17 protein-coding genes are annotated in these 18,301 nt (G+C 69.0%); 8 read left to right on the plus strand and 9 right to left on the minus strand.

Features of this window, described 5'->3' with window-relative positions; translation table 11 throughout:
• Positions 1-45 precede the first annotated feature (45 nt).
• Genes flgK through PARJ55_RS0102895 form a run of 3 tightly spaced genes read left to right on the plus strand, consistent with a single transcriptional unit; the run spans position 46 to position 3,616 of the window.
• Entirely contained in the window at positions 46-1,503 is a 1,458-nt protein-coding gene (flgK, locus tag PARJ55_RS0102885) for a flagellar hook-associated protein FlgK (protein WP_028711626.1), read from the plus strand.
• Entirely contained in the window at positions 1,500-2,519 is a 1,020-nt protein-coding gene (locus PARJ55_RS0102890; protein ID WP_028711627.1) for a flagellin, read from the plus strand. Before flgK ends, PARJ55_RS0102890 begins: the two co-directional genes overlap by 4 nt.
• On the plus strand, positions 2,516-3,616 hold the full coding sequence (locus PARJ55_RS0102895; protein ID WP_028711628.1) for a flagellar basal body P-ring protein FlgI: 1,101 nt from the start codon (positions 2,516-2,518) through the stop codon (positions 3,614-3,616). Before PARJ55_RS0102890 ends, PARJ55_RS0102895 begins: the two co-directional genes overlap by 4 nt.
• Positions 3,617-3,723: 107 nt before the next feature.
• Here the strand turns inward: PARJ55_RS0102895 and PARJ55_RS0102900 are convergent, their stop codons facing one another.
• Complete coding sequence (locus PARJ55_RS0102900; RefSeq protein WP_028711629.1) at positions 3,724-4,374, minus strand: carbonic anhydrase; 651 nt, start codon at positions 4,372-4,374, stop codon at positions 3,724-3,726.
• Positions 4,375-4,517: 143 nt separating this feature from the next.
• On the opposite strand from PARJ55_RS0102900, the gene PARJ55_RS0102905 reads away from it, so the two are divergent.
• From PARJ55_RS0102905 to PARJ55_RS0102925, 5 genes are all read left to right on the plus strand, one after another.
• Positions 4,518-4,895, plus strand: coding sequence for a hypothetical protein (locus PARJ55_RS0102905; RefSeq protein WP_028711630.1), 378 nt, complete (start codon positions 4,518-4,520; stop codon positions 4,893-4,895).
• Between the two features lie 70 nt (positions 4,896-4,965).
• A complete protein-coding gene (locus tag PARJ55_RS0102910; protein WP_028711631.1) occupies positions 4,966-6,369 on the plus strand; it encodes a M17 family metallopeptidase in 1,404 nt (467 codons plus the stop codon).
• Positions 6,366-7,220 carry a C40 family peptidase gene (locus PARJ55_RS0102915; RefSeq protein ID WP_028711632.1) on the plus strand — a complete coding sequence of 285 codons (855 nt, stop codon included), beginning with the start codon at positions 6,366-6,368 and terminating at the stop codon, positions 7,218-7,220. Before PARJ55_RS0102910 ends, PARJ55_RS0102915 begins: the two co-directional genes overlap by 4 nt.
• A 20-nt stretch (positions 7,221-7,240) precedes the next feature.
• The gene (locus tag PARJ55_RS0102920; RefSeq protein ID WP_028711633.1) at positions 7,241-8,299 is read left to right on the plus strand and encodes a saccharopine dehydrogenase; all 1,059 of its coding nucleotides are present in this window, start codon (positions 7,241-7,243) and stop codon (positions 8,297-8,299) included.
• Between the two features lie 121 nt (positions 8,300-8,420).
• A complete protein-coding gene (locus PARJ55_RS0102925; RefSeq protein ID WP_028711634.1) occupies positions 8,421-9,620 on the plus strand; it encodes a PQQ-dependent sugar dehydrogenase in 1,200 nt (399 codons plus the stop codon).
• A 13-nt stretch (positions 9,621-9,633) separates the two neighbouring features.
• Here PARJ55_RS0102925 and PARJ55_RS0102930 read toward each other — a convergent pair whose 3' ends face one another.
• The 8 genes from PARJ55_RS0102930 to purH form a co-directional block, all read right to left on the minus strand.
• A complete protein-coding gene (locus PARJ55_RS0102930) occupies positions 9,634-10,005 on the minus strand; it encodes a DUF3775 domain-containing protein (protein WP_028711635.1) in 372 nt (123 codons plus the stop codon).
• 49 nt (positions 10,006-10,054) lie between these two features.
• A complete protein-coding gene (locus PARJ55_RS0102935; RefSeq protein WP_028711636.1) occupies positions 10,055-10,702 on the minus strand; it encodes a sulfotransferase family 2 domain-containing protein in 648 nt (215 codons plus the stop codon).
• Positions 10,699-12,519 (minus strand): DNA mismatch repair endonuclease MutL, encoded by a 1,821-nt coding sequence (gene mutL / locus PARJ55_RS0102940; protein ID WP_028711637.1) that lies wholly within the window; start codon positions 12,517-12,519, stop codon positions 10,699-10,701. Before mutL ends, PARJ55_RS0102935 begins: the two co-directional genes overlap by 4 nt.
• 43 nt (positions 12,520-12,562) lie before the next feature.
• A complete protein-coding gene (locus PARJ55_RS0102945) occupies positions 12,563-13,876 on the minus strand; it encodes a pitrilysin family protein (protein ID WP_028711638.1) in 1,314 nt (437 codons plus the stop codon).
• Complete coding sequence (locus PARJ55_RS0102950; RefSeq protein WP_028711639.1) at positions 13,873-15,306, minus strand: pitrilysin family protein; 1,434 nt, start codon at positions 15,304-15,306, stop codon at positions 13,873-13,875. Before PARJ55_RS0102950 ends, PARJ55_RS0102945 begins: the two co-directional genes overlap by 4 nt.
• Positions 15,307-15,407: 101 nt before the next feature.
• Positions 15,408-15,974 carry a DUF3035 domain-containing protein gene (locus PARJ55_RS0102955; protein ID WP_028711640.1) on the minus strand — a complete coding sequence of 189 codons (567 nt, stop codon included), beginning with the start codon at positions 15,972-15,974 and terminating at the stop codon, positions 15,408-15,410.
• Positions 15,975-16,006: 32 nt separating this feature from the next.
• A complete protein-coding gene (gene lspA / locus PARJ55_RS22930) occupies positions 16,007-16,690 on the minus strand; it encodes a signal peptidase II (RefSeq protein ID WP_028711641.1) in 684 nt (227 codons plus the stop codon).
• The gene (gene purH, locus PARJ55_RS0102965; RefSeq protein WP_028711642.1) at positions 16,690-18,279 is read right to left on the minus strand and encodes a bifunctional phosphoribosylaminoimidazolecarboxamide formyltransferase/IMP cyclohydrolase; all 1,590 of its coding nucleotides are present in this window, start codon (positions 18,277-18,279) and stop codon (positions 16,690-16,692) included. The genes lspA and purH overlap by 1 nt, the downstream gene beginning before the upstream one ends.
• Between the last annotated feature and the right edge of the window lie 22 nt (positions 18,280-18,301).

Raw genomic sequence — 18,301 nt, forward strand, 5'->3', positions numbered from 1 at the left:
GGGCAGCGCCAGGCCGCCCCGCATGCAGAAATCCAGGGCATCTCCATGAGCATTTCATCCGCCATCTCCAATGCCGTTTCCGGCCTGACCGCAACCTCGCGCGGCACCGAGATCGTATCGTCGAACATTGCGAACGCCCTGACACCTGGCTACGCCCGGCGCGAACTCGACCTGTCGCCACGCCTGCTCGAGCGCGGCGGCGGGGTCAGCATTGATGGCGTCAGCCGGATGATCACGACCGGACTGCTGGCTGACCACCGATTGGCCGCAGCCAATGTCGGTGCCTCACAAGCCACGGCTGCCTTTCACGCAACGATGGAAAAAGTCTTTGGTATTGGCACCGAAGCATCCGCGCTGGGGCAGATTCTGACCGATTTCGAAAGCGCCCTGACAAGCGCAGCATCCCGCCCGGACAGCGAAATCCGATTGTCCACCGTACTCGAGACCGCTTCGGCTCTGGCGCAGAAGATCAACGGCATCTCTACCGCGATCCAAGCCGAGCGCAGCAAGGCCGAACAGACAATCCAGAAGGATGTCACGCGGCTGAACGCCGCACTGGAGCAAGTGGCAAAGCTGAACACCCAGATCGTCACCACATCGGCACAAGGCAAAGACGCCTCCTCCCTGATCGACGCGCGTCAGGCAGTGATAGATGGCATCTCTGATATCGTGCCGATCAAAGAGGTGCCGCGAGAAAACGGCCGCGTCGCTCTTTTCACTTCGGGCGGCGCAATTCTTCTGGATGGTACTGAGCCGGCCAGAATCGAGTTCGGCGCTGTCGCCGGCATTACCGCCGACATGTCCGTGGCCAGCGGCGCGCTTTCCGTGCTGACCTTCAACGGCAAGCCCCTGACCAATACGCAGCAAGCCATGCTGGACGGGGGGACTCTGAGCGCAAGTTTCGCCATTCGCGATCAGCTTGCCCCTGCCTACCAGCAGCAAATCGACGCTTTTGCTTACGACCTCTATGCGCGGTTCTCCGATCCTGTGATCGATCCATCGCTGAATGCCGGCGGGCCAGGGTTGTTCACCGACGCCCAAGGCGCCTTCGATCCCGCAAACGAAACCGGTCTTGCCGGACGAATTGCGGTGAACGCATTGGTCGATCCCGACGCCGGGGGACAATTGTGGCGCATTCGCGCCGGCATCAATGCAGCTGACGCGGGAGATGCGGGCGAAAGCGCATTGCTGGCGCGCTTGGGCTCTGCGATCTCGGCTTCGCGCATTCCGGTCTCAGCGAATCTTTCTGACGCACCGGGAAGCTTGCAGACGCTTGCCGCGGATCTCTCCTCCAAGGCTGCTACCAATCGCCTTCGTTCCCAAGCGATCGCGTTGCAAGACAGTTCCCAGCAGGTGGGTCTCAAGACCGCCCTGCTGGCCGAGGGAGTCGACACCGACAAGGAAATGGAAAGCCTGCTGGCGCTGGAACGTGCCTATGCCGCAAACGCAAAGGTCTTTCAGACCGCAAATGACATGCTTGACGCTATCCTGAGGCTGACATGAGTTCTTTTAATTCCATCGGAGACCTTTCGCGTTCCTACCAGCTTCGGCTTGGCCAGTATGGGCTGAAAACCAGACTGGACCGCTTGACCCAGGAAGTAATGACAGGCATCAAATCAGACATTCCCAAGGCGCTTGGCGGAGACGTCTCGGGAATCGCGCATATAGACTCGCGACTGAAGATGTTGGCCACGTTCCAGCAGAACGCATCGGAAGCGCATGGCCGTTTCGCAGGGATGCAGGCGGCTGTCGAGCAGATCCAGACCTTGGTCGAGGACCTCGGCCCCAAATTGCTTAGTGAGCCGAATATTCTGAGCGAAGGCGACCTGCGCGCACGAACTTCTGACATTGCACGAAGTTTCAGGCTGATGTTCAATACATTGAACACCAATATCGGCGGCCGTTTCCTTTTCGCGGGCAGCAGGGCCGACACTGCGCCTCTGGGCAGCTTTGACGCGATGCTCGCCGAGTTGGGGAATGTGACAGCCGGCGCCGCAACCGCTGCAGATATCGCGAGCAGTATTGACGCGTGGTTCGATGCTCCGGCGGGGGCAGGTGGCTTTGCCGACACGATCTACATGGGCGCGCATACCGGCAGCACGCAGTTCTCGGTTTCGCCCGATCATCAGACCGGCAGCCCTCTCACTGCGAATGCCGCGGAATTGCGCGATACGCTCAAGGGAATGGCAATCATGGCTCATGCTTCCGCAGCCGGCGCGGCAATCGACGAGGCAACCTTGCGGGAGTTGTTTTCCGAGGCGGGCGCGCGGCTTGTCAAGGCCACCGCCGGACTGACACATGCCCAGGCCGATCTGGGACAGCGGCAGGCCGTGGTCACCCAGGCCCAGACGCGAAATGCCGCCGAGGTGGCAACACTTTCCATCGCCCGCCTGAACCTGATCGGGGCTGACCCCTATGAAACCGCGACCGCCCTGCAGGAAACCGAGACCGGCATTCAAAGCCTCTATGCCCTCACGGCTCGGCTTTCCCGTCTCACCCTGACGGATTATCTGTCATGAGATTCCTTTGCCTTCTTCTGCTCCTGATCGGGCTGGCAACCCCCAGCACGGCCGCGCCGGTCCGCATCAAGGATCTGGCCAATATTGACGGCGTCCGAGGCAACGATCTGGTCGGCTATGGCCTTGTCGTCGGGCTCAACGGTTCAGGCGACAGCCTGCGGAATGCGCCATTCACCGAAGCGATCATGGCAGGGCTGCTGGAAAGGCTTGGCGTGAACGTAACTGACGAGGCTTTTCGCCCCAAGAACGTCGCGGCAGTGATCGTCACCGCAACTTTGCCGCCCTTTGCCCGGGCGGGTTCCCAGATCAACGTGAATGTGGCCGCTATCGGGGACGCAAAAAGCCTGCTCGGCGGCACATTGGTGATGACACCGCTGAATGCCGCCGACGGAGAGGTCTATGCCGTTGCCCAAGGCGCGGTTCTGGCTGGGGGCGCAGAGGCCTCGGGCGCTGCGGCTTCCGTGGTCCAGGGCGTTCCCACCACGGGCACCATTCCCTCGGGTGCCAGGGTCGAACGGGAGGTCGCCTTCGACTTTTCCCAGATGACCAACTTGCGGCTGGCGCTCAGGAGCCCGGATTTTACCACGGCCGCCCGCGTCGAGGCAGCAATCAATCGCACGCTCGGCCGCGGCCTGGCCGAGCTTATCGATTCAGGCACCATTGCCATCAACACCAATGCGCTTGGCCGGGTGAACCCGGCGCGACTGATGGGACAGATCGAAAACATCACCGTCGAGCCGGAGGCCGTGGCGCGCGTCGTGATCGATCATAAATCCGGGACCATCGTCATGGGCGAGGACGTCCGCGTCTCTCGCGTGGCCGTCTCACAAGGCAATCTGACCCTGCGGGTCCGGGAAACGCCGGTGGTCTCGCAGCCCAACCCGTTCTCCCCCGGCGAAACCGTGGTGGTGCCCCGGACCCAGGCCGAGATCACGCAGGAGCCGGGGATCGGCTTTGCCGAGGTGGCCGGCGAATCCTCGCTGTCGGATGTGGTGGCGGGCCTGAATGCCCTGGGTATCCGGCCCCGGGACATGATCGACATCCTCAAGGCCGTCCACGCCGCCGGCGCGCTGCATGCCGAGTTCATCGTGAACTGAGTCCGAAACAGCTACCCATGCAGACAAAGGTTCACCCCGGACCTCGTGCGACAGTCATCCGCCGGGCCTGGTTGCTGGGATGATCGTCGCCGAACCGCCCCGGAGGCTCAGATGATCGGCGCAAAGCTCTCGACCTGGTTGTCGTATTGCTCGAGCGTTCCTTCGGCGATGTCGTGCAAAACCCCGTGCAGAGACAGGTTTCCTGCCTCGACCGCGGATTTCACGAAGGGAAAGCTCATCAGGTTCTCGAGCGAAACAAGCACCGCCTGCCGCTCGAGCTCGCGGATCTGCTGTTCTGGCGGCAGCGAGACCACCCGCTCATATCCTGGCCGCAGAATATCCATCCAACGGCCGACGAAGCTGGATTTTTCCTCAAGCTCGGGCGCGTGCCCCGAGCACATGGCATGGCAGCCCTGCACGCCGCCGCAATTCGTATGCCCGACGACCACCACATGAGCGACCTTGAGCGTGTTCACCGCATATTCGACCGCGGCCGAGGTGCCGTGCTGCTCGCCATCCGGCGCATAGGGCGGCACCAGGTTTGCGATGTTGCGATGAATGAAAAACTCGCCGGTATCGGCGCCGAAGATCGAGGTCACATGCACCCGCGAATCGCAACAGGCAATGACCATGGCACGGGGATGCTGGCCCCCCTCGGCCAGACGACGATACCAGGCCCGATTCTCAACGAAGGCCGTCGCGCGCCAGCCGTGATAGCGCTGGACCAGATACTGCGGCAGTGGACGTGCTTCTCTCATTGATCCCTCATCTACCGTTCGCGAGTGTGATAGCCGCTGAACCGATAAAGTTCGAGAGGTTTAGCAGGCGCCGCATAACCTTTTCTTGAGGCATTGATGCCAGTTTGCGCCTCAGTGCGGCTAGGGCCCAAGATGGAGCAGGGATGACCAAGATTGCGATTCTGGCTGTGGACGAAACCGTCCGGATCGACTTGCAAAGGCTTGAACAGATCATCGGCGAACTGGGCGAGGCCACGGCCGTGCAGGTCATCGGTGCGGCGCTGGAGCAGCTGGCGCTGGCCCTGCGCCGCACGCTGGCCGCGTCGCGGCAGGGCGATCTGGGCGCTGCCGTCAGCAATGCCGACCAGCTTTCGCGGCTGGCCTGGCAGGTGGGGCTTGTCACCTTGGCGGGCGTGGCCATCGATGTCGGGGCCTGCGCGGAACGGCGCGACCGCCCGGCGCTGGCCGCCACCACCCGCCGGCTGGAGCGGATCGGCAACCGCTCGCTGACCGAGCTGTGGGATGTGCCGGAGAATTCCTAGCAGGACCCGCCCTTGCAGCCTTCGGCACGGGCGCTAGGCTGCGACCCGGAAAACAGACAAGAGCATGCCGATGATTCCCGAATTCGCCGATCCCGATGCGCCTTCGCTGCCCCTCTGGCTGGTCCGGCAGGGCGAGGCCGAGCCGGAATTGCCGCCCGAGATCGGCCCCGTCGCGGCGAACTGGGCCAGGGCGCAGAAGTTCTCGGCCAAGCCGGGCCAGCTCTGCCTGCTGCCTTCGGCCGAAGGCGGGCTGAGCGGGGCGTTGTTCGGCCTCGGCCCGGAGGCGAAGCCGGCAGATCGGCCGCCCCGCGAGCGCTTCTTGCTGGCGCGGGCGGCCGAAACCCTGCCCGCAGGCAGCTGGCATCTGGCGAATCACCCGGAGGGCTTCGACCTGGCGCTGGGCGCCCTTGGCTGGCTGTTCGCGCAATACCGTTTCGACCGCTACAAGCGCGTCGAGGCGCCGCAGGCCCGGCTGGTCTGCCCGGAAGCCCTTGACCGCGAGCGGCTCGCCGCCATGGCGGCCGGCGAATATCTGGCGCGCGACCTGATCAACACTCCCGCCTCGGACCTGGGGCCGGACGAACTGGAACAGGCCGCCCGGGACCTGGCCCGGCGGCATGGCGCCTCGGTCGAGGTAATCCGCGGGGACGCGCTGATCTCCCGCAACCTCCCCATGATCCATGCCGTCGGCCGGGCGGGCGCACAGGCCCCGCGGCTCATCGACCTGCGCTTTCCCGGCGAGGGTCCGCGGCTGACGCTGGTCGGCAAGGGGGTCTGCTTCGACACCGGCGGGCTGGACATCAAGCCGGCCGCCTCGATGGCGCTGATGAAAAAGGACATGGGCGGCGCGGCCAATGTGCTGGGCCTGGCCGAGACCCTGGCGCGACTGCGCCTGACCGCGGGCATCCGGCTGCGGGTCCTGATCCCGGCGGTCGAGAACGCCATTTCCGCCAATGCCTTCCGCCCCGGCGACATCCTGACCAGCCGCAAGGGGCTGACGGTCGAGGTCAACAATACCGATGCCGAGGGCCGGCTGGTGCTGGCCGATGCGCTGGCGCTGGCGGAGGAAGAGGCGCCGGATCTGCTGATCTCGATGGCGACGCTGACCGGCGCCGCCCGGGTCGCGCTTGGCCCGGACCTGCCGCCGTTCTTCTGCAACGACGACGCGCTGGCCGCCGCGATCCAGGCCGCGGGCCGCGCCCATGCCGACCCGGTCTGGCGCCTGCCCTTCTGGGAGCCCTACGAGGCGATGATCGAGCCGGCGATCGCCGATCTGGACAACGCCCCCTCGGGCGGGTTCGCCGGGGCGATCACCGCGGCGCTGTTCCTGCGCCGCTTTGCCGGCCAGGCGCGGGCCTATGCGCATTTCGACATCTATGGCTGGCAGCCCGCCGCCGCGCCCGGCCGGCCCAAGGGCGGCGTGGGCCAGGGCATGCGCGCCATCCTTCACGCCCTGCCGGATATCCTGCCATGACCGCGCCCATGACCGACCGCCGCCTGACCCCGGCCACCGAGCGCGTCGCCCTGGAATCGCTGCGCGGCATCCTGCAGCGCCCCGCCTATACGCCCGGCCGCCCGGTGCGGCTGGCGGCGCCGCTGGCCGATCTGTGCCGCGCACCCCAGGGCGCCCGCGACCGGCAGCTGAATTTCGGTGCCGACCTGACGCTGCTGGACCAGCTGGAGGGCTGGGCTTTCGTCCAGGCCGCCGCGGATGGCTATTGCGGCTGGCTGCGGGCCGACGGGCTGAGCCAGCAGATGCCGGAGATCACGCATCGCGTCAGCGCCCCCGCCACCCATGTCTATGCCGAGCCGGACATGAAGACCCCCGAGCTGATGCGCCTGTCGCTGGGCGCGCGGCTGTCGGTCGCCGCCATGCAGGGCAATTTCGCCCGTCTGGCGCAGGGCGGCTGGGTGCCTGCGCAGCATATCTCGGACCGGCCCGGCGGCGATCCGGCCGCGGTGGCCGAGCTTTTCCTGGGCACGCCCTATCTGTGGGGCGGCAACAGCCGCTGCGGCATCGACTGCTCGGGCCTGGTGCAGGCGGCGCTGGGGGCCTGTGCCCTGCCCTGCCCCGGCGACAGCGACATGCAGGAATCCGCCTTCCCCGCGGCCGGCGACGGCATCCGCCGCAACGACCTGCTGTTCTGGCCCGGCCATGTCGGCATGGCGCTGGACGGCGAGCGCATGATCCACGCCACCGCCTCGGCCATGGCGGTGATCGTCGAGCCCATCGCGCAGGCCATCGCCCGGATCGAGGCCGCCGGGCAGGGCCCGTTCCGCGGCGCGCGGCGGCCCTCGCTTGCCGCGCGGACCCCGTTCCCCTAGCCTGACGGAAGGAGGCCTGCATGGTTCATCTCTGGCTCCGCGCGGAAAGCCGCGCCAACGAGCGGCGCGCCGGCCTGACCCCGGCCGGCCTGCGCGATCTGGTGGCGCAGGGTTTCCGCGTCACCGTCGAGGAAAGCCCGCATCGCGTCCTGCCCCCCGGCGATTACGCCGCCGCCGGGGGCGAGATCGCGCCCGAGGGCTCTTGGCCCGACGCCCCGGCCGAGGCGATCATCTTCGGCCTCAAGGAGCTGCCGGCGGACGGCACGCCGCTGCGCCATCGCCACATCATGTTCGGCCATGCCTACAAGGGCCAGCCCGCCGGGCTGGCGCTGCTGCGCCGCTTTCGCGACGGCGGCGGCACGCTCTACGACCTGGAATACCTGACCGACGAGAACGGCCGCCGGCTGGCGGCCTTCGGCTACTGGGCCGGTTTCGCCGGGGCGGCCGTCTCGCTCAAGGCCTGGGCGGCCCAGCGGCGCGGCGGCATCTGCGGCCCGGTCGCGGCCTGGCCCTCGCAGGAGGCGCTGCTGACCGAGCTGCGGGCCGAGCTGGACGCCACCGGCGCGCCGCGCCCGCATGCCATCGTCGTGGGCGCGCTGGGACGGGTCGGCAGCGGCGCCTCGGACCTGCTGACCGCCATGGGCGTGCCGGTCACGAAATGGGACATGGCCGAGACCGCCGGCGGCGGCCCCTTCCCCGAGATCCTGGCGCATGAGCTGTTCGTCAACTGCATCCTCGCCGGGCCGCACACCCCGGTCCTGCTGCCGCCCGAGGCGGTCAATCCCGGCCGGCTGCTGACCGTGATCGGCGATGTCGCCTGCGACCCCTCCAGCGATTTCAACCCGGTCAAGGTCTACGACCGGACCACCGAATGGGCGCAGCCGGCGATCCGCGTCGCCGAAGGGCCGCCGCTGGACGTCATGGCGATCGACAACCTGCCCTCGTTGCTGCCGCGCGAAAGCACGCTGGACTATGCCGGGCAATTGCTGCCGGTGCTGAAGGCGCTCGACCGCATCGACGAGGGGGCCTGGGCCCGGGCGCAGGCGCACTTCGCCACGCATCTGGCCGCATTGGACTGAAATCCGCGGCCGCGCCGGAACAAGCCGGGGCCGGCGCGGGTTGGGCCCCGAACGCCCATCGCGACGCCCCGGCCGGTATCCGCCCGCGCGCCGGGCGACGCCCAGTGACGGAACCGATGCCATGACGTCCTTTCGATCCCTTGCCGCCGCCCTGCCCCTGATGCTGGCCGGATCGGCCGCCCTGGCCGATTTCAACGATGCGCCGCCGAATGCCCGAGGCCAGACCCCCGCCTTTCAGGGCCAGACCCGCGCGCCGGTGATCCAGCAGGCGGTGCCCCTGGTCCGCATGCCGCTGGTCGAGGGGCTGCGCAATCCCTGGGGCATGGCGCTGCTGCCCGATGGCGGGCTGCTGATCACCGAAAAGGCCGGCACCATGCGGATCTATCGCGACGGCGCGCTTTCGGCGCCGCTGAAGGGCCTGCCCAAGGTCGATGCGCGCGGGCAGGGCGGGCTGCTGGACGTGGCCGTCGCCCCGGGTTTCGCCAGCACCCGGCAGGTCTGGTTCAGCTTCTCGGAACCGCGGGACGGGGGACGGAACGCCACCGCGGTCGGCACCGGCCGGCTGTCGGCGGACGGCACCGCGCTCGAGGAGGTGCGGACCATCTTCCGGCAGGAGCCGGCCTGGGCCTCGACCCTGCATTTCGGCTCGCGCCTGGTCTTCGACCCGCAGGGCCGGCTTTTCGTCACCACCGGGGAACGCTCGCGGCCGGAGCCCCGGCAGCTGGCGCAGGACCTGGGCACGCATCTGGGCAAGGTGCTGCGCATCGACCCCGCCAGCGGCGGGCCGGCGCCCGGCAACCCCTTCGCACCCGGCCAGGCGCGGCCGGAGAACTGGTCCTACGGCCACCGCAACATCCAGTCCGCCGCGCTGGACCCGCAGGGCCGGCTGTGGACGGTCGAGCATGGGCCGCAGGGCGGGGACGAGCTGAACCGCCCGGAACCGGGCCGCAACTACGGCTGGCCGGTCATCACCTATGGCCAGGATTACAGCGGCGCGCCCATCGGCCAGGGCATCACCAGCCGCGAGGGGATGGAGCAGCCGGTCTATTACTGGGACCCGGTGATCGCCCCCAGCGGCATGGTGTTCTATGACGGGCCGATGTTCCCGGAATGGCGCGGCGACGCGCTGATCGGCGGGCTGCGCGCCCAGGCGGTGGTGCGGCTGAAGATCGAGGGCGACCGCGTCACCGGAGAGCAGCGGCTGGCCGAGGGCATCGGCCGGGTGCGCGACATCGAGGTGGCCCCCGACGGCGCGCTGCTGGTGCTGATCGACGGCGAGCGCGGCTCGCTGGTCCGGCTGGCCCGCGAGGCGCAGCCCTGACAGTCGGCGAGGCTCAGACCGGGCGGTGCAGGTCGTCCTCGACCTCCTCGGGGGAAATGCCCAGGGCCTCCATCCCGGCTTCGAGGTAATCGGCCAGCTGCGGCTCGCCCATCAGGTAATCCTCGGTCGGAGAGCTGCGCTCGGCCTTGGCGGTCTCGATCGCCTCGTCCAGATCCTCGGGGCCGAAGGTGTCGCGGCCGATCCACATCACCGCCACCAGGCTGGCCTGTTCGTCCTCGTTCAGGCTGGCGATGAATTCGGCCAGCTCGGTCTGGGTGCCGTGGCCCTTGCGGTGCCCACTATGCGCCCAGGCGTTCACGCCGCTGTCGTATTCGCGGGCGCGGATGATGACATGGGCGATCTTTTCGGGACTGATTTCCAGCATGGCGGCACCTCCGGCGTCTGTCCATTTGTCGCCCCGACGAAGGCCGCGGTCAATGCGCATCGAAGCGATAGCCGAAACGGGCGATGTCTTCGGCCGCGAGCCGCGCGATGAGCGCGGCGCCGTCGTCGTCATAGGCGGCGCGCCAGTCGCCGCCGGCCGAGCGGTTCTCATGCGGCAGCGGGCGCAGGGAAAAGCCCAGCCGGGCCTCCAGCTCCGGCAGGTCCTCGTCAAGATGCTCCAGCCGCAGATAGAGTCCCGGCCGCTCGCCCGCCGAGCCGGTCAGGTAATGCCGCGCCGGCACGGAAAGCTGCGCCTGCGTCATCGGGTCGCGCAGGAAATCGCCGAAGCCCGTCGCCCTGGCCAGCCGGACCGAGGGGTGGTCGAAGCTCTGGTCCCGCAGCCAGCGGTGATAGCTGACCGCCCGCGCCCAGGGGTTGCGCACCAGCGTGAAGGGCAGGTAGCCCGCCAGCAGCTCGGGCGCCACCAGCCCCTCGATATCGGCCAGCGTCGAATGCTTCCACAGCCGGCCGCGCGCCGCCGCGCCCTTGACCCGGCGGCGGCGGTTGCGGCCCTTGGGCGTGTCGGACAGGATGATGTCGTCGCGGCCGACCCGCGATTCCAGCGCCAGCGTCAGCGAGGTGCCGCCGGTCTTGGGGATATGGACAAAGACATAGCGGTGCCGGTGCGAGACGATCATCGCCCGAAAAGCCGCTCGATATCCGCCAGCTTCAGCTCGATCCAGGTCGGGCGGCCGTGGTTGCACTGGCCGGATTTCGGCACCCGCTCCATCTCGCGCAAGAGCGCGTTCATCTCGTCCGCCGACATGCGCCGGCCCGAGCGCACCGAGCCGTGGCAGGCCATCGAGGACAGCACCGCATCGACCCGCGCCCGCAGCCGGTCCGATGCGCCCTGATCGGCCAGGTCGTCCAGGATGTCGCGGATCAGGGCCGCGGCGTTCAGGCGCTGGATCAGCGCCGGCACCTCGCGCACCGCCACGGCGCCGCCGCCGAAGGGCTCGATCACCAGCCCCAGCGCCGCCAGTTCCTCGGCGATGGCGAGGATGCGATGGGCCTCGGCTTCGGACAGCTCGACGATCTCGGGGATCAGCAGGGCCTGGCTGGCGATGCCGTTCGCATCAAGCTGCGCCTTCAGCCGTTCGTAGACCAGCCGCTCATGCGCAGCATGCTGGTCGACGATGACGATGCCGTCGGCGGTCTGGGCGATGATCCAGTTCTCGTGCAGCTGCGCGCGGGCGGCACCCAGCGGCGCCTCGGCAGGCTGGGGCTGGGAATCGGGCTCGGGCTCGACCCGGGCGGTCGGCGCCTCGGCAAAGCCCGGCGCCTGAAAGGCCAGGCTGGCGGCGATGGCCGGGGCCGAGGGGCGGGCGGGGCCGTAATGCGCCTGATAGCGGCGCGGCGGCTCGGAAACGGGCTCCGCCCGCGCCACCCCCAGCGCCGCCGTCGCCACGGTCGAGGAGGCGCGATGCCCCGCCCCCGCCAGCGCATGGCGCAAGGCGCTGACCACCAGCCCGCGGACGATGTCGGGTTCGCGGAACCGGACCTCGGCCTTGGCGGGATGCACGTTCACGTCGACCTGATGCGGGTCGCAGGTCAGGAACAGCACCGCCGCCGGATGCCGGCCCGAGGCCAGCACGTCCATATAGCCCGCCCGCAGCGCCCCGGTCAGCAGCTTGTCGCGCACCGGCCGGCCGTTGACGTAAAGATGCTGCGCCACCGCCGCGCCGCGCGAATAGGTCGGCAGGGCGGCAAAACCGGTCAGGGTGATGCCGTCGCGCGTCGCGTCGATCGGCAGGGCGTTATCGGTGAAATCGCGGCCCATAACGCGCGCGAGCCGGGTCTGCAGGGCGCCGAACAGCTCGCCCTGCTCGGCATCGGCGCGGAACAGCACCCGGCCCTCGTCCTCGTCGGTCAGGGTGAAGCCGACATAGGGCTCGGCCATGGCCAGGCGGCGGATCACCTCGGTCACGGCCTGGGTCTCGGCCCGGTCGCTGCGCAGGAATTTCAGCCGCGCCGGGGTGGCGAAGAACAGGTCGCGCAGCTCGACCACGGTGCCGCGATTGCCGGCGGCCGGCTTGACCGCGCCGATGCACCCGCCCGAGACGGCGATCTGCGCGGCCTCGAAACCGGCGGCGCGGCTTGTGATCACAAGCCGCCCGACGGCGCCCAGGCTGGGCAGCGCCTCGCCGCGAAAGCCGAAGCTGCGGATGTCCAGCAGATCGCTGCCGTCGATCTTGCTGGTGGCGTGGCGGGCCAGCGCCAGCGGCAGGTCCGCGGCCGTCATGCCGCAGCCGTCGTCGCCGACCCGGATCAGCGCCTTGCCGCCCTTGGCGATGGCGACGTCCACCCGCGTCGCGCCGGCATCCAGCGCGTTCTCGACCAGTTCCTTGACCGCCGAGGCCGGGCGCTCGACCACCTCGCCGGCGGCGATGCGGTTGGCGGCGGCCTCGTCCAGCTGCCGGATAATCGGGCGCATCTTGGGGGCATGAGTGTTCATGCCCCCAGATCTAGCATTTCCCGGCCCGCCGGAAAAGGATTCGTCAATTGGTGGCGTCGATGCGCTCGGGCCGGCCGACCAGCACGAAGCGGATCTGGTCGGCATGCAGCAGGCGCTGCGCGACGCGCTGCACGTCCTCGGCCGTCACCGCCTCGATCTGGGCATTGCGGGTGTTGACGTAATCCGCCGGCAGGCCGATCAGCTGCATCCCGGCCAGGATGCCGGCGATCTTGCCGTTGCCGTCGAAGCGCAGCGCATATTCGCCGGTCAGATAGGTCTTGGCGTCGGCCAGTTCCTTTTCCGTGACGCCGCCCTCGGCGAAACGGTCCCATTCGCTGCGGATCAGTCCCACCGCCTCGGCCACCTTGTCATTGGCGCTGGCCATGCCGCCCTGCCAGGTCTCGCCGTAAAGCCCGTTCGACAGGCCGGTGGCGACGCCATAGGTCAGGCCGCGCTTTTCGCGGATCTCGTCCATCAGGCGCGAGGAAAACCCGCCGCCGCCCAGGATGTGGTTGGCCACGAAGGCGGCGAAATAATCCGGGTCGGACATCGGCAGGCCCGCCTGGGCGAAGCTGACCACCGTCTGCGGGCTGTCCCAGTCGATCGCCGTCACCCCGCCGGTCAGCTGCAGCTCGGCCGGCTGCGGCAGCGGGGCCGAGCCCTGCTCGGGCAGGTCGCCCAGAATCGTGTCGATCAGCCTGCCCAGCTCTTCGGCGGTGATGTCGCCCGCCGCCGCCACCACCACGCGGTCGCGGGCCAGCACCCGGTCCTTGGCGGCGATCAGGTCCTCGCGGGTCAGCGCCGCCACCGAATCGCGCGTGCCGTTGATCGAGGTCGCATAGGGATGCTCGCCCCAGGCCAGCCGCGCCAGCTCCTTGCTGGCGATGGCGTTCGGATCGGTCGCCTCGGAGCGGATCACCGCCTGCACCTGCGCCCGCACCCGCTCGACCGCGTCGGGATCGAAGCGCGGCTCGGCCAGCGCCTGGCGCAGCAGCGCGGCGGCCTGATCGCGATTCTCGGTCAGCATGCGGGCGTTCACGGTCAGCGCGTCGTCGCCGACATCGAAGCGGTTCTGCGCCCCCAGCGCCTCGACCGCCTCGGCATATTGCACCGAATCCATCTCGCCCGAGCCTTCCTCAAGCAGCGCGGTCATCAGGTTCATCTCGCCGCGCTTTCCGGGCGCGTCGAGGCTCGCGCCGCCCTTGAACATCAGCGAAAGCGCGGTGAAGGGGATCGAATGGTCCTCGACCAGCCAGGCCTGGATGCCGCCGGGCGAGGTGATCTGCTGGATCTCGATGGCGCGCGCCGGCAGCGCGGCCAGCAGGGCGAAGGCAAGGGTGGCAAGGGCGCGGATCATTCGACTTCCCCCGGATTGGCGGTTTCGGGTCTGGAGGCATCGGCCGAGGCGGGTTGCGGCGCGGCGGCCGCTGCATCGGCCCCGGCTTCGGCCGGCGCGTCCGGCGCCGGCAGCAGCCAGCCGGTGACGGGGGCCGGGTTTTCCAGCACCAGTTTCGCGGCGGCGCGGATGTCCTCGGGCGTGACGGCGGCCAGGATGTCGGGCCAGTCGTTCACATCCTCGATGGTCAGGCCGGTGGCCAGGCCCTGGCCATAGTCATAGGCGCGGCCATGCGCCGAATCCTGGGAATAGACGCGGGCGGCGCGGATCCGGGTCTTGACCCGTTCCAGCTGCGCCGCGTCGGGACCGTCCTTCAGGAATTGCGCCAGCGCCGCGTCCAGCGCCGCCTCGGCATCCTCGTTGCTGACGCCGGGCGCCGGCACCATCGAGAGGCCGAAGGTGGTCGGATCGACCGAGAACCCGTCATAGGAAGCGTTGACGTAAAGCGCCTTGCCGGTCAGCACCAGATCGCGGGCCAGGACCGAGGTCTGGCTGGAGCCCGCCAGCAGCTCCGCCAGCACCGTCAGCGCCGCGGCGGTCTGCTGCTCGCCCCGGTTGCGTTCGGGCGCGATCACGCTGCGGATCATCACCGGCTGGGCGACGCGCGGGTCCACCCGCTCCATCCGCCGGGGCGAGCGCTGGATCGGCTCCTGCGGGCGCGGCTTGCGGGCGGCATCGGGCTTGGGCGGCACGGGACCGTAATATGTCTCGGCCAGTTCGCGCACGTCTTCGGCCGTCACGTCGCCGGCGATGACCAGAACCGCGGCGTTCGGGGCGTAATGCGCGTCATACCAGGCGATGGCGTCCTCGCGGGTCAGGCCCTCCATCTCTTGCCGCCAGCCGATCACCGGGCGGCCGTAGGGATGGTTGTAGAACTGCACCGCGCTGCGTTCTTCCGAGAACTGCGCGCCGGGATCGCTGTCGATGCGCTGCGAGCGTTCCTCCAGCACCACCTGCCGCTCGGCCTGCCAGTCGTCCTCGCCGATGCGCAGGTTGGCCATGCGGTCGGCCTCCATCTCCATGATCAGCGGCAGCCGGTCGCTGGCGATGCGCTGGAAATAGGTGGTGAAGTCATAGCTGGTGAAGGCGTTGTCCCGGCCGCCATTCGCGGTCACGGTCTTGGAAAGCTCGCCCGGTCCCAGCTTGTCGGTGCCCTTGAACATCAGGTGTTCCAGGTAATGCGCGATGCCGGATTTGCCCGGCTGCTCATCGGCCGATCCGATCCGATACCACAGCATCTGCACCACGACCGGGGCGCGGTGATCCTCGATCACCACGGCCTCAAGGCCGTTATCCAGGGTGAAATGGCTGATTCCCTTGGGCATCTCGGCCAGCGCGGGGGTCGCGGCCAGCACCAGCGCAAGGGACGCAAGGCGGGTCAGGATGGTCATGGCAGGCTCCGGTTCCGGGTCGCGCCCAGACCCTGCCCTTGCGCGCGGGCGCGCGCAAGCCTGCCGTCCCTCATCTAAGCGTGATCGAGGCGCGAGGCGGGTCAGTGGCCGCGCAGCACCGGCGCCTGATCCGCCGCGCGCGGCGCCGCCTGGGCGCCGCCCCGGTCGCGCGGCGGCGCGGCGGGCAATTGCACGCCGGTCGGGCGCCAGCGCTCCAGCTCGGCCCAGCTGTCCAGGGTCATCGGCTCATAGGCGCGGTAATAGACATTCGTCCGCGCCAGCACCTCGAGCAGGCGGCGCGAGTGGCGGCTGCGCCATTCGACGTCCTCCTGCGCGGTGGTCTGGCGGATCGCCGGATCGCGGCCCAGGCGCGAGGCATGGGCGATCAGCGCGCCGTCCGCCGCGCCGACGCCCTGCGCGGAAAGCTGCGCCGGATTGCCGCCCAGCGCCGCCACCGCATCGGCCTGCGGCGTCGGATCGGTGATGTTCGCCCCGCCCGGCGTGGGCGCCGGCAGCGCGTTCAGGTCCGAGGGCATCTGCAGCGGCTTGGTCGGCAGGATGGCGAATTCGTCCGGGCTGCTGCGGCCGGCGCTGACGTTCATCAGATGCGGATCGGTGCTGCAGGCGGCAAGGCCCAGCATGGTCAAGGTCAGCGCGATCGCCCGCATCTTCCGTCCCTCACGTTCTTCTGGCGCCGTTCTTAGCGCGTATTGCCGGCCTCGTCACGGGTCTTGTCGTCCAAAGCCAGCTGGCCCTGCGCCTCGGGACGCGGCTGCGGCTCGGGCGCGCGGGGTTTCGCCGACCGGGGCCGCGACGGGCTCTTGCGCCGCTTCGTCGGCGTCTTCCTTTCCGGCGGCAGCAGCACCAGCCCCATCGCGCCCAGGAAGATGGCGATATCCGCCACGTTGAAGCTGTAGGGGTTGCGCCAGCCGGGCAGCGACATGTTCAGGAAATCCGCCACCGCACCATAGACCAGCCGGTCCACGACATTGCCCAGCGCGCCGCCGATCAGCAGCCCGGCCGAGACCTGCGCAAAGCGCGTCGGCTTGGCGCGGCCGATCCAGACCGCCACCCACAGGCAGACCGCCAGGGCAATGCCGATCAGCACCCAGCGCATCACCTCGACGTCGCTGGCGAACAGGCCGAAATTCATGCCCTGGTTCCAGGCCATGCGCAGGTTCAGCCAGGGGTCGAGCAGGTCGATCTCGCGCACCCGGTCCAGCCGCATGACATGCACGACCAGATATTTCAGCGCCTGATCCAGCAGGAAGATCAGCCCGGCCGTCAGCAGGACCGGCCGCCAGACCCGCGGCGGCGGCTTTTTCGCGCGCCGCCGGGGGGCCGCCGGGCTTTTCCGCGGCTTGGGGGTCGCGGTCTCGGCCATCAGTGCCGGAAATGCCGCTGGCCGGTAAAGACCATGGCCAGGCCCAGGCGGTCGGCGGCCGCGATCACCTCGTCGTCGCGCATCGAGCCGCCGGGCTGGATCACCGCCCGCGCGCCCGCCGCCGCCAGCGCCTCGACCCCGTCGGCGAAGGGGAAGAAGGCATCCGAGGCGACCGAGGAGCCGATGGTCAGCGCCTGCGCCAGGCCCAGCGCCTCGGCCATGTCCTCGGACTTGCGCTTGCCGATGCGGGTCGAATCGACGCGGCTCATCTGGCCGGCGCCGATGCCGACCGTCGCCAGCTCGCGCGCATAGACGATGGCGTTCGACTTCACATGCTTGGCCACGGTCCAGGCGAAAAGCAGGTCGGCCAGTTCCTGGTCGGTCGGCTGGCGTTTCGTCACCACCTTCAGGTCGGCGGGCAGGATCACGCCGTTGTCGCGGCCCTGCACCAGGAAGCCGCCGGCGACCTGGCGGAAGGCCAGGCCCGGCGCCCGGGGATCGGGCAGCCCGCCGGTGGTCAGCAGGCGCAGGTTCTTCTTGGCGGCGAAGATCTGCTTCGCCTCGTCACTGGCCTCGGGGGCGATGACCACCTCGGTGAAGATCTCGGTGATCGCCTGCGCCGTCTCGGCGTCGAGCGTGGTGTTCAGCGCGATGATGCCGCCGAAGGCCGAGGTGCGGTCGCAGTCGAAGGCGCGCCGATAGGCATCGACGGCGCTGTCGCCGCGGGCCACGCCGCAGGGATTGGCGTGCTTGATGATCGCCACCGCCGGGCCCTCGGCCGGGTCGAACTCGGCCACCAGCTCGAAGGCCGCGTCGGTGTCGTTGATGTTGTTGTAGCTGAGCTCCTTGCCCTGCCATTGCCGTGCCGTGGCGACGCCCGGGCGGTCCGAGCCGTCCTTGTAGAAGGCGGCGGACTGGTGCGGGTTCTCGCCGTAGCGCAGGGTCTGCGCCAAGGTGCCCGAGAAGCTGCGGCGGCGCGGCGTTTCCTCGCCGATGGCCTGCGCCATCCAGGTCGAGACCGCGGCGTCATAGGCGGCGGTGCGGGCATAGGCGATCTGCGCCTGCCGCTGGCGGAAGGCATAGGTCGTGGTGTCGTCGTTGGCGTCGAGTTCCGCCAGCACGGCAGCGTAATCCTGCACGTCCACCACCACGGTCACGAAGGCGTGGTTCTTGGACGCCGCGCGGATCATCGCCGGGCCGCCGATGTCGATATTCTCGATGCAATCGTCATAGGCCGCGCCCTTGGCCACCGTCGCCTCGAACGGGTAGAGGTTCACGACCAGCAGGTCGATCATGCCGATCCGGTGCGATTTCGCAGCGGCCATGTGCTCTTCGTTGTCGCGCAGCGCCAGCAGGCCGCCATGCACCACCGGATGCAGGGTCTTGACCCGGCCGTCCATCATTTCCGGAAAGCCGGTCACCTCGGCCACGTCCACCACGCTCAGCCCGGCCTCGCGCAGCGCCTTGGCGGTGCCGCCCGTCGACAGGATCTCGACGCCCCGCGCCGAAAGCGCCCGCGCGAAGTCGATCAGCCCGGTCTTGTCGGAAACGGAAATCAGCGCGCGCTTCAGCGGAATGCGGTCGGTCATCGGTCGGGGCCCCGTGCGGTGG

Source organism: Paracoccus sp. J55, from assembly GCF_000513975.1.
Taxonomy (GTDB): Bacteria; Pseudomonadota; Alphaproteobacteria; order Rhodobacterales; family Rhodobacteraceae; genus Paracoccus.